General features: G+C 43.4%; 15 protein-coding genes and 1 pseudogene. 8 read left to right on the top strand and 8 right to left on the bottom strand.

Features of this window, described 5'->3' with window-relative positions:
- Positions 1-11: 11 nt before the first annotated feature.
- From BHV73_RS00165 to BHV73_RS00200, 8 genes and pseudogenes are all read left to right on the top strand, one after another.
- Complete coding sequence (locus BHV73_RS00165) at positions 12-746, top strand: isoprenyl transferase (RefSeq protein WP_286735734.1); 735 nt, start codon at positions 12-14, stop codon at positions 744-746.
- Between the two features lie 52 nt (positions 747-798).
- The gene (gene bamA, locus BHV73_RS00170) at positions 799-3,438 is read left to right on the top strand and encodes an outer membrane protein assembly factor BamA (RefSeq protein WP_009121866.1); all 2,640 of its coding nucleotides are present in this window, start codon (positions 799-801) and stop codon (positions 3,436-3,438) included.
- A 25-nt stretch (positions 3,439-3,463) separates the two neighbouring features.
- The gene (locus BHV73_RS00175) at positions 3,464-3,979 is read left to right on the top strand and encodes an OmpH/Skp family outer membrane protein (protein WP_118469185.1); all 516 of its coding nucleotides are present in this window, start codon (positions 3,464-3,466) and stop codon (positions 3,977-3,979) included.
- A gap of 57 nt (positions 3,980-4,036) precedes the next feature.
- Positions 4,037-4,543, top strand: coding sequence for an OmpH/Skp family outer membrane protein (locus BHV73_RS00180; RefSeq protein ID WP_009121864.1), 507 nt, complete (start codon positions 4,037-4,039; stop codon positions 4,541-4,543).
- Between the two features lie 106 nt (positions 4,544-4,649).
- Positions 4,650-4,838, top strand: a pseudogene (glpT, locus tag BHV73_RS00185) (glycerol-3-phosphate transporter); the annotation flags it as partial.
- A 57-nt stretch (positions 4,839-4,895) separates the two neighbouring features.
- Positions 4,896-6,308, top strand: coding sequence for a glycerophosphodiester phosphodiesterase family protein (locus BHV73_RS00190; protein ID WP_009121853.1), 1,413 nt, complete (start codon positions 4,896-4,898; stop codon positions 6,306-6,308).
- 33 nt (positions 6,309-6,341) lie between these two features.
- A complete protein-coding gene (locus BHV73_RS00195) occupies positions 6,342-7,685 on the top strand; it encodes a porin (protein WP_009121854.1) in 1,344 nt (447 codons plus the stop codon).
- Between the two features lie 202 nt (positions 7,686-7,887).
- Complete coding sequence (locus BHV73_RS00200; RefSeq protein ID WP_174263178.1) at positions 7,888-8,274, top strand: rhodanese-like domain-containing protein; 387 nt, start codon at positions 7,888-7,890, stop codon at positions 8,272-8,274.
- Between the two features lie 187 nt (positions 8,275-8,461).
- On the opposite strand, the gene BHV73_RS00205 is transcribed toward BHV73_RS00200, so the two are convergent.
- The 8 genes from BHV73_RS00205 to BHV73_RS00240 form a co-directional block, all read right to left on the bottom strand.
- Complete coding sequence (locus tag BHV73_RS00205) at positions 8,462-9,415, bottom strand: Rossmann-fold NAD(P)-binding domain-containing protein (protein WP_087413272.1); 954 nt, start codon at positions 9,413-9,415, stop codon at positions 8,462-8,464.
- A gap of 24 nt (positions 9,416-9,439) precedes the next feature.
- Positions 9,440-10,687, bottom strand: coding sequence for a glutamate-5-semialdehyde dehydrogenase (locus BHV73_RS00210; protein WP_087413271.1), 1,248 nt, complete (start codon positions 10,685-10,687; stop codon positions 9,440-9,442).
- A gap of 193 nt (positions 10,688-10,880) precedes the next feature.
- On the bottom strand, positions 10,881-12,548 hold the full coding sequence (locus BHV73_RS00215; protein ID WP_241148720.1) for a beta-N-acetylhexosaminidase: 1,668 nt from the start codon (positions 12,546-12,548) through the stop codon (positions 10,881-10,883).
- 35 nt (positions 12,549-12,583) lie between these two features.
- On the bottom strand, positions 12,584-14,146 hold the full coding sequence (locus BHV73_RS00220; RefSeq protein WP_087413270.1) for a family 20 glycosylhydrolase: 1,563 nt from the start codon (positions 14,144-14,146) through the stop codon (positions 12,584-12,586).
- Positions 14,143-14,925, bottom strand: coding sequence for a glucosamine-6-phosphate deaminase (locus BHV73_RS00225; RefSeq protein WP_087413292.1), 783 nt, complete (start codon positions 14,923-14,925; stop codon positions 14,143-14,145). Before BHV73_RS00225 ends, BHV73_RS00220 begins: the two co-directional genes overlap by 4 nt.
- A gap of 11 nt (positions 14,926-14,936) precedes the next feature.
- Positions 14,937-16,124 (bottom strand): N-acetylglucosamine-6-phosphate deacetylase, encoded by a 1,188-nt coding sequence (gene nagA / locus BHV73_RS00230; RefSeq protein WP_087413269.1) that lies wholly within the window; start codon positions 16,122-16,124, stop codon positions 14,937-14,939.
- Complete coding sequence (locus BHV73_RS00235) at positions 16,100-17,437, bottom strand: sugar MFS transporter (RefSeq protein WP_087413268.1); 1,338 nt, start codon at positions 17,435-17,437, stop codon at positions 16,100-16,102. Before BHV73_RS00235 ends, nagA begins: the two co-directional genes overlap by 25 nt.
- Positions 17,438-17,443: 6 nt before the next feature.
- Complete coding sequence (locus tag BHV73_RS00240) at positions 17,444-18,568, bottom strand: acyltransferase family protein (RefSeq protein WP_162609577.1); 1,125 nt, start codon at positions 18,566-18,568, stop codon at positions 17,444-17,446.
- Between the last annotated feature and the right edge of the window lie 2 nt (positions 18,569-18,570).

Raw genomic sequence — 18,570 nt, forward strand, 5'->3', positions numbered from 1 at the left:
AGTATAGAAAGATGCTAAATAAAGAAGAACTTGATTTAAGCCGAATTCCACAACACGTGGCAATCATCATGGACGGTAACGGACGTTGGGCAAAGCTGCGTGGACAAGAGCGTAGCTTCGGACACCAAGCCGGTGCCGAAACTGTGCATATCATTGCAGAAGAAGCGTCAAAATTAGGCATCAAATATCTGACTTTATATACGTTCTCCACCGAGAACTGGAATCGTCCTTCTAATGAAGTCGCTGCATTGATGGCGCTTCTTTTCGATTCTATCGAAGAAGAAACTTTCATGAAGAACAATATCAGATTCCGAATCATCGGAGACCTGACCAAGTTGCCCGCCAACGTGCGGGAACGCCTGGAAACGTGTGTCGCGCATACCGCCAACAACACAGGAATGTCTCTGGTACTGGCTATCAGTTACTCATCCCGTTGGGAAATAACGGAAGCTACCCGCCAAATTGCAACTCTAATACACAAAGGCGAATTAACTCCCGGACAGATAGACAGCAATCTGGTATCCCAGCATCTTACCACCAGCTTTATGCCCGATCCCGATCTGTTGATACGTACGGGCGGAGAAGTTCGCCTAAGCAATTACCTGCTTTGGCAATGCGCTTACTCGGAGCTTTATTTCTGCGACACCTATTGGCCGGACTTTCGTGAAGAGGAACTTTACAAAGCCATTTATGACTATCAGAAGCGTGAACGCAGGTTCGGAAAAGCCAGTGAACAAATCAGTTGACCGAACAAACACAAATTGTAAAATAGTAAATTGTAAAATAGTAAATAAAAAGATGTACTATCGTATTTTCTCCATACTCGTAACGTTTATCTGCCTCTTTAGCTGTGTACCGACCAGCTCGGCACAGGACATTAGCAACACCGATGAAGCCGAAAAGCCGGTTATTCTTTACTCGGGAACGCCTAAGAAATATGAAATAGCAGATATAAAGGTGGTTGGAGCCAAGAATTATGAGGATTATGTAATCATCGGTCTATCCGGTTTGTCAAAAGGCCAGACCATTACCGTACCCGGTGATGAGATAACGCAAGCTTGTAAACGTTATTGGCGTCACGGTCTGTTCTCTGATGTACAAATCACAGCAGATAAAATCGAGGGCGACCAGATTTGGCTTACAATCCATCTGACAATGCGTCCCCGTGTTTCCGATATCCGTTATCACGGCGTGAAGAAATCGGAACGTGAGGATTTGGAAGCCAGAGTAGGTTTGATTAAAGGTAATCAGATTACACCGAACTTGATAGACCGCGCTAAAACGCTGATAAAGCGTTACTTTGACGACAAAGGTTTCAAGAATGCCGATGTCATCATCACCCAGAAAGACGATCCCAACAATGCCAATCAAGTCTTGGTCGACATCAACATCGACAAAAAAGAGAAAGTAAAAGTACATAAGATTACCATTACCGGTAACCAGGCCATCACCACCAAGAAACTAAAGCGCGTGATGAAGAAAACGAATGAAAAGGGAAAGCTCCTTAACCTGTTCCGTACCAAGAAGTTCGTTGAAGAAAACTTTGAAGCCGATAAACAGCTGATTATAGATAAGTACAACGAATTGGGTTATCGTGACGCCATGATCGTAAAAGACAGTATCAAGCCTTATGACGACCGTACGGTAGATATTTCCATGGAAATCGAAGAAGGTCAGAAATACTACTTGCGTAATGTAACCTGGGTCGGCAACACCCTTTATCCTTCCGAGCAATTGAATTTCCTGCTTCGCATGAAGAAAGGTGACGTCTACAATCAGAAGTTATTGGAAGAACGTACCAGCACAGATGAAGATGCAATCGGTAACCTCTATTATAATAACGGTTATCTCTTCTACTCGCTCGACCCTGTGGAAGTTAATATCGTAGGCGACTCCATCGACCTGGAAATGCGTATCTTCGAAGGCCGCCAGGCTACCATCAACAAGATTAGCATCAATGGTAACGACCGCCTATACGAAAATGTAGTTCGTCGTGAACTTCGTACCCGTCCGGGACAGTTGTTCAGCCGTGAGGACTTGATGCGTTCCATGCGTGAAATCCAGCAAATGGGACACTTTGACCCTGAACAAATCCAACCGGACATTCAGCCGAAACCGGAAGACGGTACGGTAGATATCGGCTATGACCTCGTCTCCAAAGCAAACGACCAGGTAGAATTCTCTGCCGGTTGGGGACAAACGGGTATCATCGGTAAGTTGAGCCTGAAGTTCACAAACTTCTCCGTTGCCAACTTATTGCATCCGGGTGAAAACTATCGCGGTATCCTGCCGCAAGGCGATGGACAGACGCTGACTATCAGCGGACAAACCAATGCCAAATATTATCAGTCATACAGCGTATCATTCTATGACCCGTGGTTTGGCGGCAAGCGTCCGAATGCGTTCTCGGTATCTGCGTTCTACTCTCGTCAGACAGACATCAGCAGCCGTTACTATAATTCGGCATACATGAATAACTATTACAACAGCTATTACAGCGGCATGTACGGTTATGGTATGTACAACTACGGTAACTATAACAATTACGAAAACTATTACGACCCGGACAAATCCATTCAGATGTGGGGATTGGCCGTGATGTTCGGTAAGCGTCTGAAATGGCCGGATGACTACTTCCAATTTACAGCAGAGTTGTCCTACCAACGTTACATCCTGAGTGATTGGCAATACTTCCCTGTTACCAACGGTAAGTGTAACAACCTGAGTATAAACCTCACCTTGTCACGCAGCTCTATCGACAATCCGATTTATCCGCGTCAAGGTTCCGAATTCTCGCTGTCGGCACAGTTGACACCGCCTTACTCCTTGTTCGACGGTACAGATTACAGCAAATACAGTACCAGCAGTCAGGACGACATGAACAAGATGCATAAATGGATAGAATATCACAAGTGGAAATTCAAATCCAAAATATACATCCCGTTAATGGACCCTATCAGCGTAAAACGCACTCCGGTATTGATGGGACGCGTAGAGTTCGGTTTGTTGGGACACTACAACAAGTATAAGAAATCTCCGTTCGAAACCTTTGACGTAGGTGGCGACGGTATGACAGGATATTCCAGCTACGCAACCGAAAGTATTGCCTTGCGCGGATATGAAAATAGTTCTCTTACTCCTTATGGATACGAAGGCTATGCATATACACGTCTCGGTCTGGAATTAAGATATCCGCTGATGCTGGAAACAAGTACCAGTATTTATGCGTTGACTTTTGTTGAAGCCGGTAACGCTTGGCAAGATGTAAACAAATTCAACCCGTTTGATTTGAAACGTTCTGCCGGTGTCGGTGTCCGCATCTTCCTTCCTATGATTGGTATGATGGGTATCGACTGGGCTTACGGTTTCGACAAAGTATTCGGAAGAAGTGAGTACGGCGGCAGCCAGTTCCACTTCATCTTAGGACAAGAGTTCTAATTTGTTTAACTAAAACCAGAACGTTATGAGAAAGAGTTTATTAATCATGTTTCTGCTGTTTACCGTAGGTATGACAGCCAATGCACAGAAGTTTGCCCTGATTGACATGGAATATATCTTAAAGAATATCCCGGCTTACCAAAGTGCAACCAATGAGTTGAACCAGGCTTCCAAACAATGGCAAAGCGAAGTTGAAAAGCTGGGCAAGGAAGCCAAGAGTTTATACGACAGCTATCAGGCGTCTATCAAAACCCTTTCCGAAGCACAAAAATCAAAGAAAGAAGAAGAAATTGTTGCCAAAGAGAAATCTGCGGCGGAATTACGTCGTAAATACTTCGGCCCGGAAGGTGAGCTTTTCAAAAAGCGCGAAGTGTTGATGCAACCTATTCAAGATGAAATTTATGAGGCCGTAAAGGAAATATCCACACAAAAAGGTTATGCCGCAGTAGTAGACCGTGCATCCGCATCAAGCATCATCTTCGCTTCTCCAAGTATTGACATAAGCAATGAAGTGCTTGCAAAATTAGGATATTCAAATTAATTTCATACATTTGCATCCTATACAAGGAATAATCATTCAAAATAAATAATAAACATTATGCTTAAAAAAATCGCACTGCTCGTAGTTATGTTCGCTCTCCCTTTGGGAGCTATGGCGCAAACTAAATTCGCTCACATGAACTCTCAAGAAGTTATTATCACCATGCCGGAATATACAAAAGCTCAAGCCGACCTGGATGCTATGTCTAAAGAGTACCAAACGGAAATGCAGCGTACTCAGGAAGAGTTCAATAAGAAGTATCAAGAATTCTTAGCACAAGCTGACTCACTGCCGAAAAACATTGCCGAAAGACGTCAGAAAGAATTGCAGGATATGGCACAACGCCAGGAACAATTCCAACAAGAAGCTTATCAGTCTATGCAAAAGGCACAGCAAGACGCTATGGCTCCTATCTATAAGAAATTGGACGAAGCCATCCAAGCGGTAGGTAAGGCTGAAGGTGTAATATATATCTTCGACTTGGCTCGTACTCCGATACCTTATGTAGGTGCACAAAGTGTAGATGTAACCGCTAAAGTTAAGACACAACTCGGTATCAAATAATATCGGTATCAAATAAACCGCATACCTCTAAACGAGGAATTCATCGAAAAGGTTAAGCTGCTTGCAGCTTAACCTTTTTTTATATCCTATCACCTTTTATCCCCGTACCAAGTTCTTCGGGTACTTCTTCGGAACAGCCATCCTTGCCAATGTGGTTCTCGGCTATGTAGCCGAAATGGCAGGCTGGGACTGGACTTTCATACTCCTGCTTATTGCTTGCGCCTTGTCCATTTTGTTGATGTCTTTCACTTATAAAGACGAGAAAGCATTGCTTGCAGAAAGAAACAAAAAATAATCTTTTTAAGATAATATAGAATGACTTTAAACCAGTATTTACCTTAAAAATTAAACTATGTTGAAGAATCCAATCAAATTAAGCGCAACCTTGTTAGGTATGGCCTTAGTAGCTTTCACTTCCTGTGAAGACCAAGATTTTACAGATGTGAATAATGATGCAACACGTGTTGAAGTAAACACAATCTCTGCCGAAATGGCAAAAGTGCGCGACTATGTACCCGATTATGCTGTAATGGCGCATCGTGGCTCTACTTTCTGGGCCCCGGAAGAAACAGAGTCTGCCTGGCGCTGGGCACGCGAAATGGGTGCGGACTATCTTGAATCCGACCTTCAGTGTACAAAGGACGGTGTTATCCTTGCCAATCACGATGATAACCTGAAACGTACCACCAACATTGAAAACGTATATAGCGAACTGGTACCTGCAACCCGTAAGGCGTTTTATATGCGTCATGGAATGAGTGAGGCAGAAGCTGAAAAGCTTGTTGCAGCCGATAAAGCCAGTTTTCGTCCTTACTATGCAATGTCCTATATGTATGAGGAATTACTTGCTCTTGATGCCGGTAGTTGGTTTAACGAAACAAGCATTGAACAGGCTCGTGAGTCTTTTTCCGAACAACATCAGTATATCTCGGCTCTTGAAGACCAAATCCGTTATGCTGAAGGAAAAATGCTGGCGCGTGATGCCGACGGTGAGCGTATATACACCGTTACCGGTACTTGGAATCCGGATAAACCCCGTGATTGTTTGACGTATAAGTTTGAATATGTGGATGACCCGCAGGATACCGGTAACCGTCCGGGTGTCTATATTGAGTTTAAAGAGTCATGGCTGAACCCTTCGGATTTTGAAAAACGCGTTTATAACAAACTTGATGAACTCGGCTGGAATATCATTACCAAGCCTTGCGACGGAGAACCTTTCTATAAAAATAATAAAGTTAATGTAGGTAATACTAACGGTAAGGTTATTCTTCAGACATTCTCTCTTGAGAGTCTTCGTCGTACAGCAGAAGAGTTCCAGGGTAAGATACCTATGTGTTTCTTGTTGTGGGAAGGTAATGGGGCTACCGACTTGAAATATGACACACCTCAAGGTTATGCTTCTTTCATTAATCTCGGTTTGGAATATAAGGCTCATATCATCGGTCCTTGTATCGCAGGCGCTCCTAATGACTATCCGGAAATGAATGCTCCGTGGCAGGCTTATCTTATCAAGAAATCAGGAATGCTCAATCATCCGTACTCATTCGACTCTTATGCGCAAATGGGAAAATATTTCGGCCAGTATAACTGGGGAAATACCGTACAATATGATGAAGTTCTGCATGGTATCTATGGTGACGGTTTGTTTACCAACCGTTCTGAAATGAGTCTGAAATACTTAATTGACAATGGTCTGCGTAAAGCACCGGCTCCTCAAACGGTTCCGGATGCGGTTGAAACACTTAAAAGACTTGGTTACTAATTAATTTATTAACACTAATACAGATTATATTATATGAAAAAGTATATTTTAATGCCGGTATTGGCTGCATTGTCACTGTCAGGATCGGTAATCCAAGCTCAGGACTTTGATAATAAGCCGGTTGTTAATGTTAGCAACGCCAAGGAAAACTTGAACTTTACGATTGGTGCACGTTTTATGATGGACGGTGCATACTATCACTCGGACTTCACTCCGGTGAAATCGGGAGCTGCTATTACCGATGCACGCATTCGTACCTCAATGAGTTATGAAGACTGGTACTTCTATGCGGATTTTGATTTTTCCAAGGGTAAATTCTCACAGAAGAATATTTTCCTGCAATACTCGTTGGAAGGTGCAAAGGGCACTCATCGCTTTAAAGCCGGTTACTACAACAATCCGGCATCAATGGCAAACAATACCAGTCGCGGAAGTTTGCACTTCATTTCCCGTTCGGCTGCCGCCAACGCTTTCTCGCCATCCCGTGAGTTGGGGTTGAGCTATATTTTCTACAATGATCATTTCTTTGCCAATCAAGGTGTATTTGCGGAAAATAAATACAATGACCAGCCTGCAGGCTATCAAGGTATGTCATTCGGTGGCCGTTGGGTATGGCGTCCTATCAATAACGAGGACAGAACATTCCACGTAGGAGCTGCTTTCCGCTATGCCAATATTGCTACCGGTACAGTAGAAAATAACGTATTGAAAACAGAGTTGAACATCGGTTCTTCATTGGAAACTTATGTAGACGCCACTCAGGACTTCTTGTCAGCCCAACTGCCGTGGGCGAAAAACGTATTTGATGTGGGTGCTGAGTTTTTATACAAAACAGATAATTTCTTTACTCGTGGTGAGTATATGTACAAGCATGTTACTAAAGACCGTGACGACCAGGCATTGTTTGAGGCTAATTTGGGCTCTATCGATTCTTGGGGAACACTTGAATCATGGCAAAAAGGTAATCCGCTCGGCGAGAACTCTTTCCATGGCGCCTATATTGAAGCCGGTTATAAAATCTTCGGTGATCCGTATCAGTACAGCAATTCTGATGCTTTGTTGAAAGGTTTGAATGGCAGAGCGCTTGAAGTGGTTGCACGTTACAGCTATACCGGATTAAATGATATCGTTGAAGGTGAAAAGTATGTTCCCGGACGTGACCAATACTACCCTAACGGACTGTTGGCAGACTATCCTTCTACTTCATTAAGTGTAGGCGGCGGTAATATGCATTCCGCTACTCTGGGTGTAAACTACTCTTTCAATAAGTTTGCCCAAGTGATGTTGAGCTACACATACAATCGTCTTGACCGTGATAAATTCCAATATGACAAGAATTTCCACGTGCTTCAAGCTCGTTTGATGTTCCAATTCTAATTGTGTGCATTTGTTTATAATAATGGTTAGTGAGCCTCTGTGGTAGAGGTAACAAAAGGAAAGAGGATGCCGGTTAAGCGAGCATCCTCTTTTTTGTTGTATAGTGAAGACTATGCAGATATTTTCCGCGATATCCGGCATCATAAACAAAAAAGTTATAACTTTGATTACATTTTCAATTCCGACTAAAATGAGTAAACTTATGAAAGCGTTTTTTGCAGGTATTTGCCTGTTCTTTTCCACTCTTGTTTCCTGTCAGCAGAAAGGAGAGGATTTCGAATCCGTTTCGACGGATGAGTTTGCAACATTGATAGCTGATCCCGATATCCAGCGATTGGATGTACGCACGGTTGCCGAATATTCGGAAGAACATATTCCGGGCAGTATCAATATCAATGTGTTGGACGAACAGTTTGCTGTTATAGCAGACTCTACACTTCAAAAGGATAAACCGATAGCTCTTTATTGCCGCAGCGGAAAGCGCAGTAAGAAAGCCGCTACTATCTTGAGCCGGAAAGGCTATAAGGTTTATGACCTTGACAAGGGCTTTATCGGTTGGAAAGAGGCCGGGAAAGAAACGGAGAAATAGTTTATCCCTCTATTTTTGATTTTGTACTTTTGGTGCATTCAAAATACCGTTACACTTATGGCTTATGTTTTTCTTCATCCCACAATTGCGGGACGAAGAAAAACATAAGCCATAATAAGATTTTGTATCGTATATAAGCGTATCATCCATAAGAGATACGGAGATTACGACTACGGGAAAGTACTATTTATAAACCTTCTATCAGACGTTTCAACACGACTGTTGCAGAAATCTCACGGTTGGCCGCTTCCGGTATCACAATAGATTGAGGACTTTCAATCACATCATCCGTTACAATCATATTACGGCGTACCGGCAGACAATGCATGAAATAAGCGTTGTTGGTTACGGCCATTTGGCGGTCGCTTACGGTCCAGTCACGGTCTTTACTCAGTATTTGTCCGTAGTTGTCGCCGGTATAGGCAGCCCAGTTCTTGGCATATACGAAATCTGCACCTTCAAAGGCCTTCATCTGGTCATATTCCACGCGAGCGTTACCCACGAATTTCGGATCGAGTTCATAACCTTCGGGATGAGTAATGACAAAATCGTAGTCCGTGGCATTCATCCATTCTGCAAAGGAGTTGGGAACGGCTTGCGGCAACGGACGAGGATGCGGAGCCCATGTCATAACAACTTTGGGACGTGCCGTTTTCTTATATTCCTCAATGGAAATAAGGTCTGCAAAACTTTGCAACGGGTGGCGTGTGGCGGCTTCCATAGAGAATACCGGACGACCGGAGTATTTGATAAACTGATTCAGTATAACTTCGTTATAATCGTATTCGCGGTCTTCAAAGCGGGCGAAAGAACGCACGCCGATAACATCGCAGTAGCAGCCCATTACGGGGATGGCCTCCAGTAGATGTTCCGGTTTGTCGCCGTCCATGATGACGCCGCGTTCGGTTTCCAGTTTCCATGCTCCTTGGTTGATGTCCAGTACAATGACATTCATGCCCAGATTCAGGGCGGCTTTTTGAGTACTGAGGCGGGTACGCAGACTTGAGTTGAAGAATATCATCATCAGTGTCTTGTTACGTCCCAGTTCTACATATTTGAAACGGTCTTTTTTGATTTCGAATGCTTCGTCCAGTGCAGTTTTCAGATTACCGATGTCCTGCACGCAAGTAAAGTTCTTCATACTTTTTTTAGTGATTAATCGTTATTACTTTCTTACCTGTCCTTCTCCTTCAATAATCCACTTGTAGGTGGTGATTTCTTCTAAAGCCATAGGGCCGCGTGCATGCAGCTTCTGTGTACTGATACCAATCTCCGCACCCAATCCGAACTGTGCGCCGTCTGTAAAGGAAGTAGGAGCATTGACATAGACGCAAGCGGCATCCACTTCGCGGCAGAACCAGTCGGCATGTCCCTTATCTTCGGTTACGATACACTCGCTGTGCTTGGAACCATACTGTTGTATATGCGCTATGGCGCTGTCTATGCCTTCAACTATTTTCACGGCCATCTTATAGTCCAGAAATTCTGTACCGAAGTCCTCTTCAGTGGCTTCTTTCAGCAGTTCGGCTGGATAGTGGCCTTGCAAAGAGGCATATGCAAACGGGTCTGCGTAGATAATTACGTTGCTTTCCTGCAACGGCGCACAGAGCGCAGATAGGTCTTTCATGCGGTCACCGTCTACGAGCAGACAGTCCAAAGCATTGCACACGCTAACGCGGCGTGTCTTGGCGTTGTTGACGATAGCTGCCCCTTTCTTTACATCCCCGTAGCGGTCGAAGAAGGTGTGGCATATACCTGCACCGGTTTCTATGACCGGGATAGTCGCATTTTGGCGGACAAAGTTGATAAGATTGCTGCTGCCGCGAGGGATAATCAAATCTACATAACCGTTGGCATGCAGTAATTCCGCAGTAGCTTCACGGTCGGCGGGTAACAGTTCCACGATGTGCAGGTCTACTTCAAATCGTTTCAGCACATCGTGTATCACGCTGATAATGGCGAGGTTGGAATAGTTCGCATCACTTCCGCCTTTCAGTATGCAGGCATTACCACTCTTGAAACAGAGTGAAAATACATCGAAACTGACGTTAGGACGTGCTTCGTAGATGATTCCGATTACTCCGAAAGGTACACTTATACGTTTTATTTTCAGTCCGTTGGGCATCACTCCCTGTTTTTGTACGCGTCCTATCGGTGAGGGTAGTTTGGCAACCTTGCGGATGTCGTCTGCAATGCCTTTCAAGCGCTCTGCCGTCAGCTTCAAGCGGTCGTACTTCGGATTGGGAATATCCATACGTTCCAGGTCTTTCCGGTTCTCGGCGAGAATAAACTCTGTTCTTTCCTCAGCTGCATCTGCAACGGCCAGCAATATCTGGTTAATCTTTTCGTCGTTCAGCGCCAATAGCTTGCGACTGGCATACTGTACGGCGGAAAAAGTCTTTTTTAAATCCATTTTTTGTGATTTATTAATTGATACTTCTGCAAATGTAGTGATTATATCGATAAGTAGTACATTAAATGTAATATCATATAAATGTAAACCTTATATGACAGAGTTGATATCTTGAATGAAAAACACCTTTCCGCAGGCATTGCTCCAATGACTTACGGAAAGGTGTTTTCATTTAGAATTTTATTCGGGCAGGCTATTCCTCTTTAGGTGTTTCACAGCTTTCTACAGGTTGTGAAGTGAAAACGTGTTTGGCATAGTTCAATCCCTCTCTTTGGTAGAGTTTTGCAAGATTGTCCAGGCGTTGCAGGAAGTTTTCATAGTTTTTCTGGGCAGGTTGCATCCATTGTACTTCCGATAATGCTGCCATGCGCGGTAGAAGCATGTATTCTATCTGGTCGACAGAAGTAATGTATTCTGTCCATAAATTAGCTTGCACACCGACGATGTATTTCTTTTGTTCTTCTTTAAGGCCGTTGGTCGGTTCCAGACTATAAACTTTTTCAACCGGTACATAACCGCCGATAGCCATATAGGGTTCATTCTTGGTATCTTTTGCTTGGTAGTAATCGAAGTAACAGAAGTCGTTGGGAACCATAATTACGTTGTGTCCCAGTTGGGCGGCTTTGATACCACCGGCACTGCCCCTCCAGGACATAACGGTGGCAGTCGGGGTGATGTCGCCTTCCAGAATTTCATCCCAGCCAATGACTTTGCGCCCTTTGCTGTTGAGGAATTTCTCGATGCGTGTCATGCAGTAGCTTTGCAGACGGTCTTCGGCAGAGTGTTTTCCATCGTCTTTCAACCCTTCTGCTTTGATGCGTGCCTGGCATTTCGGGCACTTCTCCCAACGGGTGCGTGGTACTTCGTCTCCACCGATGTGTATGTATTCGGAAGGGAATATGTCGATGATTTCACTCATGACATCTTCCAGAAATTTTAGAGTCTTGTCGTTTCCGAGGCAGAGTACATCTTCGAATATTCCCCAGTTGGGACATACTTCGTATGGACCGCCGGTACACCCTAATTCGGGATAGGCTGCAAGGGCTGCTAACATATGTCCAGGCATGTCGACTTCCGGAATAACGGTGATATAACGTTCTTGGGCGTATTTCACGATTTCACGGGCTTCCTCTTGGGTATAGAAGCCGCCGTGGGGGATGCTGTCGTATTCGGGAGTGTTATGGCCGATAACCGTACGGTTACGCATGGAACCGATTTTGATAAGTTTGGGGTATCGTTTGATTTCAATTCTCCAACCCTGGTCGTCGGTTAGGTGCCAGTGCAGGGTGTTCATGTTGTGTAGTGCCAACAAATCTATGTATTCTTTGACAACTTTGATAGGATAGAAGTGGCGGCAGATGTCAAAGTGCATAGCACGGTAACCGAAGCGAGGCTCATCCTTGATTTCTCCTGCCGGAAACAGAATGTCGGCGCCGGTGGCCTTTGCCGGAATGGATTTACGTAAGGTCTGTATGCCATAGAATACCCCCTTTTCCGTTTGTCCCTTTAAAATGATGTTATCGGCGGTAGTCGTCATTACATATCCTTCTTTATTGGGGATATCGGCATCTAATGTCAGGGAGATAGCTCGTTTGACACTTTCTCCTTGAGGGATTGCTTCTATTTTGGGGGCATATCCTGTAGCCTGCCGGATGTACTCGGACAGGAATTGTGCGTTACGTTGTAATAGTCCGTTCCCTTCCGGATAGACGATGCGTGTACTGTTGTTTAATTTAAATCCGCTTTCTTGTGTCGTATTTATCTCCTGTGGCAAGGGGATTACGGAATAAGAAGCTGGTTGCTCGTTGTGGCTACATGCTGTAAAAGCACATGCCATAAGCGGTACTAATAGTTTGTTCATGGCTTTGATTATGTAATGTTTTACGTATAGGTTGATTAATTGTGTTCAGAATATTCTTTAAGATGTTTGTATTGTTGTTGCAATGTCTCGTAGAGACCCTGCATTTTTTCATCTTTTGAGAAAATGATTTCTTCTGCCTGGCAGGGTTTCAAATAGTTCCGGTTGATAGTAGTAAAGCGTTGGTTTAATTTTTTTGCGTCGGCTATAATTACTTTCAAACGCTCTGCCAAGTTTCCGGATTGGCTAATTTCATAATTGTTTGATTCGTAGGCTGCCTCTACTTCTTTGAATTGCAGGTAGTTTATGCGTAAATCCAGCATCAAGCAGTAATGCTCGAATTCTTCCGTATGCGTACGGGGGGCTAATCGGCTGAAATCCTTTTTCAGCTTTTCACACTCCTCTATAAGGGTAGCAATAGGTTGTCCTTTTGTATCCTTGCCCTGTTGAATGGTTTCTTGAGGCATTTGGAAGTAATGGAGAAAAATAGATGCTTCTTTTGCCGAAAGCCCGTAGCGTTCTTGTGCATAGTTTTTAATGAACGTTTCCGGATGAATCGGCTCAGGGCTATCGGCTGCTTGGCAGAAAGCGTCAATCAGTATCTGAAAACCCGACATTGGGTACACTTGCCGGATAGGTTGCATTTCGGTAATTTCCCAGTTTGTATCATAATGGAATCCATACGTTCCGCTGGTAGACCAGGATGTTTGTATGATGCCTTCGTAACCTTGTTGACGGGCGAAAGGCAGGAATGTTGCCAGGTTCTCGAAATGTTTCATCCATTGTGTTAAATAGATGTTGTCCGGATGAGAGCGTAAAGAAGGAGCACCCCACATTTTTACACCTAAGTTAATCAGGTTGTCCAGCTTGCCGAAATAGTCGGGTTCCCAACCGTAATTCCAATCTACGTAGATAATATCTTTAGGAAGTTCCTGTATGGCTTCGGGATGTTTTAAAATGATGTCTGCCCAAATAACAGGCTGTTTCCCCATTTCCCGGACAAGGTCGGACATGGCTTTTACATAGTTTACGAATAAACGCGACTTGTCTACTTTGGAGCATTGCCGGCAGCTCCCCAACAGGTAGGTTTCATCTGCTCCTATATGGAAATAAGGAGAGGGATGCAGCGCTGCCACTTCCTGGAATATTTCTCTGAATATAGCTTTGGCATCTTCAATTTTGAGTGGGCACACTTGTGATACCTCTTTGGAATCTTCGCGTAATAGTGCATAGCGTTCGTGCCTGAGAATATATTCGCAATGTCCGAAACAATTTTGCAGGGGGATGACATCAATACCTAAAGAGTTGCAATAACCAACTATGTCTTTGACCTCTGCTTGTGTAAATGCTTGTTTGTTACGGAGTGTGGCATGCTTTTGAAAAGGAAAGGATGCTTCGTACTCTAAAATCAATGTGTTGATTCCTTTTTGGGAAAGGTCATATGCCAATTTTTTAATGGCAGAAACGGACATGACTTGTGTACGGAAATCCAAATGAAAGGCTCTTACGGCAAATGGTTTTTCTGCCGGATTGGCATACAAGGGAAAACTGATGCACAAGAGGAAATAGAGTATGAATATTTTATGGAGTCTTGTTTTCATAACAGGTTTGTTTTTAAGGGTAATAAAGATGCGCTGTCTTTGTCGCAAAAGAGGGTAGCTTGTGGATGCGTACGCAAAATGGAAGCAGGGCATTGGGTACTGATAGGACCATATAATGTTTCTTTTACGGCATGAGCCTTTTGAACTCCGGGAACCATGCATAATAAGCATTGGGCTTTCATGATAGTAGGGATAGTAACGGTAACGGCTTGTTGGGGGACTTCACTTAAACTGCGGAAACAGCCGTCGTGTACCTGCTGCATCCGGCATATTTCGTCCAGGAATACGGTTTTTACAGACTGTGGGTCGTTGAACAATGCAACATGCGGGTCATTGAAAGCTATATGGCCGTTTTCGCCGATTCCCATGAATACAATGTCGATAGGATACTGGTTTAGAACTTTTTCATATCGTTGGCAAATGGATTGGGGTATTTCGTTTTTTCTATACAAATAATGAATCGATTTGAAAGGAACAATGTCGAAAATGCGTTCTTTCAGAAAATTGCCGAAACGTTGAGGAGCGTCCTGGGCTAATCCGATATATTCGTCCATGTGCAGTGCATTGATGCGCTTCCAGGGAATGTCTTGGTTTTGTAGAGCAGCAAGGAACTCGTTTTGAGAGGGTGCGGCTGCAAACAGAATATTGATTTCTTCTTTTTGGTTCAGTAGCTTATTTACTTTAACGGCCGCCAGGCGAGCGGCTTCTTCACCCAACATTTCTCTGTCGGGGTATATCCGGGTGAGCAAAGTTTCTGTTTTGATTTCTTGAATGTTCATGGTTGTCGTCATTATATTAGTTTTTCTCCGTTAATAAATACTTGTTGAATTTGTACTTCTTTATCAAAAATAACGATGTCGGCATCATAGCCCCGTGCTATTTGCCCTTTGCGGTTTTGGATACCCATGATTTCAGCAGGTGTCTGCGTCATCATACGGACTGCTTCGGCCAAAGGGCGTTCTCCCATTCGGTGCATATTACGTACCAGGCGGTCAGCCGTTGCCACACTACCGGCAAAAGCTTGACGGTCGGGCAATTTGGCAACACCGTCTTCGATAATGACCTTTTGCCCTTTTTCACGGCCTCCCAGGATGCTCTCCCCTTCGGGCATACCGGCTCCGCGCATAGAGTCTGTAATAAGTGCTACCTTTTCTGCACCTTTGTTTTTTACGGCAAGTTTCATTAGCGGTGCAGGAACATGGATTCCGTCGGCAATGAGCTCAATGGTTATGTTGTCCAACAGGTAACCTGCTTCTATACAGCCGGCATAACGGAATGCATTTCTACGGGTAATGCCATTCATACAGGAATAGAAATGGGTGATGTGCGTAAATCCGTGTTTCACGGCTTCGACAATGTCTTCATAAATTGCATCTGTATGGGCAATAGAAGGAAGAATACCTCGTTGACAAAGTAAATCCCCGAATTCAAGTGCACCCGGAAGTTCGGGAGCAATGCTCCAACGAACGATGTCCTGGCTTCTTTCTAATATTGCCAAGTATTCGCTGGGGATAGGGTTACGCAGGTAACGGGCATCTTGCGCTCCGCGGAAAGCATGTGCAAAGTAGGGACCTTCCAGATGCAAGCCTCCGAATGCCGCTCCTTGATGTTGTGTTTTTACTTTGTCGTAAACGTCGAGAAAACGCAATAGTTCTTGATTGTCCGAAGCCAATGTGGTCGGAAACAGCAGGGTTGTGCCATGGCAAAGGTGTGTGCGGGCTATGTTGAGGCAATCTTCTTCCGTACAGTCCATAAAATCGGAGTTACCGGCTCCATGGGTATGAATGTCTATAAATCCCGGTGCGATATAACTACCGTGGGCATCATAGCAGATGCAGTTTGCTACTTCGTAGTCCCCACTTTCTACACCAATGATTTTTCCGTCGGCGATGATAACGGAACCGATGCCTAAATCTTTACCTGATGTCAGAATATGACCGTTATAGATTTTCGTTATTTGTCTTTTTTCAGTTTCCATAATTCAGACCAATGATTGAGTTTATATCCGTAAAAAGCGTAAAATATCAAGTAAAGAAAACATGGTATGAGTACTACATACCCGATACGTAATCCATAGTTATCGGCTATCAAGCCATAGATGACTGGCATGAATGCGTTACCGCACAAAGCCATTACCATGAACGACGAACCTAAATTAGTCCATTTGCCCAAATCGTGGATAGCGAGTGGCCAGATACCGGCATAAATAAGTGCATTGCATACTCCCATTAAACTTAGGCATAGGATAGAGAGCGAAGTATCGTGGCCGTAAATTTCGATGCTTCCTGGAATAAATAAAACGCAGAGTGATAAAATAAGTCCCCCTATCGTACAAAGACGGAATAGCTGTTGCTGACTGGCAAAACGAGGTATTAACAAAATGCCCAGGAAATAACCGAGTAAAGCGCATGTCAGGGTTAAGCTAGGAAATATTTTAGCTTCGTGCAGATTAAATCCCATGCTTTCGGCATAACTGATAATCGTGTCGATAGAAATGACTTGTGCCGCGACGTGGAAAAAGATGGCAAACACTCCGAGTACCAGGTAAGGAAAAGAGCCGATGCTTCTATGACCGTTCTCGCTGGGAATACTTCCTTTTTCTTCTTTTTCATTCCCTAATTCTGGTAACCGGATGAAATGTACAAGGCAACCGAAAAGGAAAAGAAATACGGAAAGAACTGTGTAGGGGGTGATAACGCGTTGTATCAGTTCGTTCAGTAAAGGCTCTTTGTCTATTACAGATAAATTACCCGATTTCAATGTCTCAAACAATATCGTATCGGAGTTTCTCAGGATAATAGCAGCAAATAATAATGGTGCAAGGATACCTGCCACTTTATTACATAATCCCATGATACTAATGCGTCGTGCTGCCGACTCGATAGGACCTAAAATTGTAACGTAAGGGTTGGCAACCGTTTGTAAAATGGATAGTCCTGTTCCTATGGTAAATAGTCCTGTTAAGAAAATCGGATAAGCCCTGGTGTAGGCGGCAGGAACAAAAAGCAGGGTTCCTACGGCCATTAACCACAGTCCGGTAATAATCCCTTTTTTAGAGCCAATATGCCCTATCAGTTTGGCTGCCGGAATGGACATTACCAGATAAGCAATATAAAAAGCCAATGCTACGAAATAAGATTGTGTGTGGGTCAGCTCGCATGCCACTTTAAAGTAGGGTATCAGAATGGAGTTAACCCATGATACCAATCCGAAAATGAAAAACAGTATGCCCAGCATAATCATAGGTAGCAGGTGGGGCACTACTGGAGATTTAGAGTTATCTTTCAACATATCTTTTTACAATTTTATATAAATGCGTCTGCGATATAATAAATAGCCTGGTATCCAAATAAGACCTATATATAATAAAGCATATAGTAGGGAACTTGCTTTTTCGTCTAATACCGGTTGTAGTACTTGCTGATAGACTAAAGCTTTAATGCTAAGGGTTTGTCCTTCATAAGGGATGAAGGACAGGTTGAATAGTACACTGACAATCCATGCTAAGCAATACATGAATAAGGGATTAACTCCAAATGCTTCGAAAAAGCGGGTCCATTTCTTTTGTTGGCGAATGTCTATTACTTCAATTAACAACACTAAAAATAAAGATGCAGCACCACAAGTAACCAATGTGTAAGATGTAGTCCATAACTTTTTGTTGATAGGGTCTAGGTATTGCAGCAAAAAGCCCATAAATAATGTGATAATACCGAATAGAACAATTTTCCGGATTTTCTCCTTGTTATCGGAAGTACTTGTGATAAGATATCCTACATATGTACCCAATAATACATGCGCCCAGCAGGGTATGGTACTGAGCAATCCTTCTGGTTCGAAAGGGAAATTTCCGCCTTTTGCAACTTCCTGGGTTAAATGGTTTGCTCCCAATAACTTGATATCTATAACAGATATCAAGTTATCTGCAGAATGTACATATCCATTGAAATATTGTAATAGAATAATATAGATTAATAGCAAAATCCCTGCCGTACCGAGATAATATTTCTTAGGTAACAATATAGTTAAAAAAGCACCTCCACAGTAAGCCAGCGCCAGACGTTGCATTACTCCTAATATCCGTAAGTTTTCCCATGAGAATATTCCATTGCATAAATTGGAAAAGCATTCTAATGAGATGCCCACTGCAAAAAGTGCTACTGTACGACGAATGATTTTGAATGTTACCCGTTTATCTATTCTATTAAATTTTTGCATGGAAAAATGTATTGCAACACCCATAATGAACATAAAAAAAGGATATACTAAATCGGTTGGTGTCAATCCGTTCCATTGGCTGTGTTGCAAAGGAGAATAAATGTATTGCCAAGAGCCCGGATTATTTACCATAATCATGCCAGCAATAGTAATTCCTCTTATTACATCAAGAGCCAGCAATCTGTGGTTCGACGTTTGTGCCATAT

Origin of the sequence: Bacteroides sp. 44_46 (genome assembly GCF_001915465.1) — a bacterium.
Lineage (GTDB): Bacteria > Bacteroidota > Bacteroidia > Bacteroidales > Bacteroidaceae > Bacteroides > Bacteroides clarus.

Excerpts from the sequence above, each read along its gene's own strand:
- BHV73_RS00205 (WP_087413272.1), bottom strand. The coding sequence starts at position 9,415 with ATGAAGAACTTTACTTGCGTGCAGGACATCGGTAATCTGAAAACTGCA.
- nagA (WP_087413269.1), bottom strand. The coding sequence starts at position 16,124 with ATGGAAACTGAAAAAAGACAAATAACGAAAATCTATAACGGTCATATT.
- BHV73_RS00220 (WP_087413270.1), bottom strand. The coding sequence starts at position 14,146 with ATGAAAACAAGACTCCATAAAATATTCATACTCTATTTCCTCTTGTGC.
- BHV73_RS00190 (WP_009121853.1), top strand. The coding sequence starts at position 4,896 with ATGTTGAAGAATCCAATCAAATTAAGCGCAACCTTGTTAGGTATGGCC.
- BHV73_RS00200 (WP_174263178.1), top strand. The coding sequence starts at position 7,888 with ATGAAAGCGTTTTTTGCAGGTATTTGCCTGTTCTTTTCCACTCTTGTT.
- BHV73_RS00235 (WP_087413268.1), bottom strand. The coding sequence starts at position 17,437 with ATGTTGAAAGATAACTCTAAATCTCCAGTAGTGCCCCACCTGCTACCT.
- bamA (WP_009121866.1), top strand. The coding sequence starts at position 799 with ATGTACTATCGTATTTTCTCCATACTCGTAACGTTTATCTGCCTCTTT.
- BHV73_RS00175 (WP_118469185.1), top strand. The coding sequence starts at position 3,464 with ATGAGAAAGAGTTTATTAATCATGTTTCTGCTGTTTACCGTAGGTATG.
- BHV73_RS00210 (WP_087413271.1), bottom strand. The coding sequence starts at position 10,687 with ATGGATTTAAAAAAGACTTTTTCCGCCGTACAGTATGCCAGTCGCAAG.
- BHV73_RS00180 (WP_009121864.1), top strand. The coding sequence starts at position 4,037 with ATGCTTAAAAAAATCGCACTGCTCGTAGTTATGTTCGCTCTCCCTTTG.
- BHV73_RS00215 (WP_241148720.1), bottom strand. The coding sequence starts at position 12,548 with ATGAACAAACTATTAGTACCGCTTATGGCATGTGCTTTTACAGCATGT.
- BHV73_RS00240 (WP_162609577.1), bottom strand. The coding sequence starts at position 18,568 with ATGGCACAAACGTCGAACCACAGATTGCTGGCTCTTGATGTAATAAGA.
- BHV73_RS00195 (WP_009121854.1), top strand. The coding sequence starts at position 6,342 with ATGAAAAAGTATATTTTAATGCCGGTATTGGCTGCATTGTCACTGTCA.
- BHV73_RS00225 (WP_087413292.1), bottom strand. The coding sequence starts at position 14,925 with ATGAACATTCAAGAAATCAAAACAGAAACTTTGCTCACCCGGATATAC.
- BHV73_RS00165 (WP_286735734.1), top strand. The coding sequence starts at position 12 with ATGCTAAATAAAGAAGAACTTGATTTAAGCCGAATTCCACAACACGTG.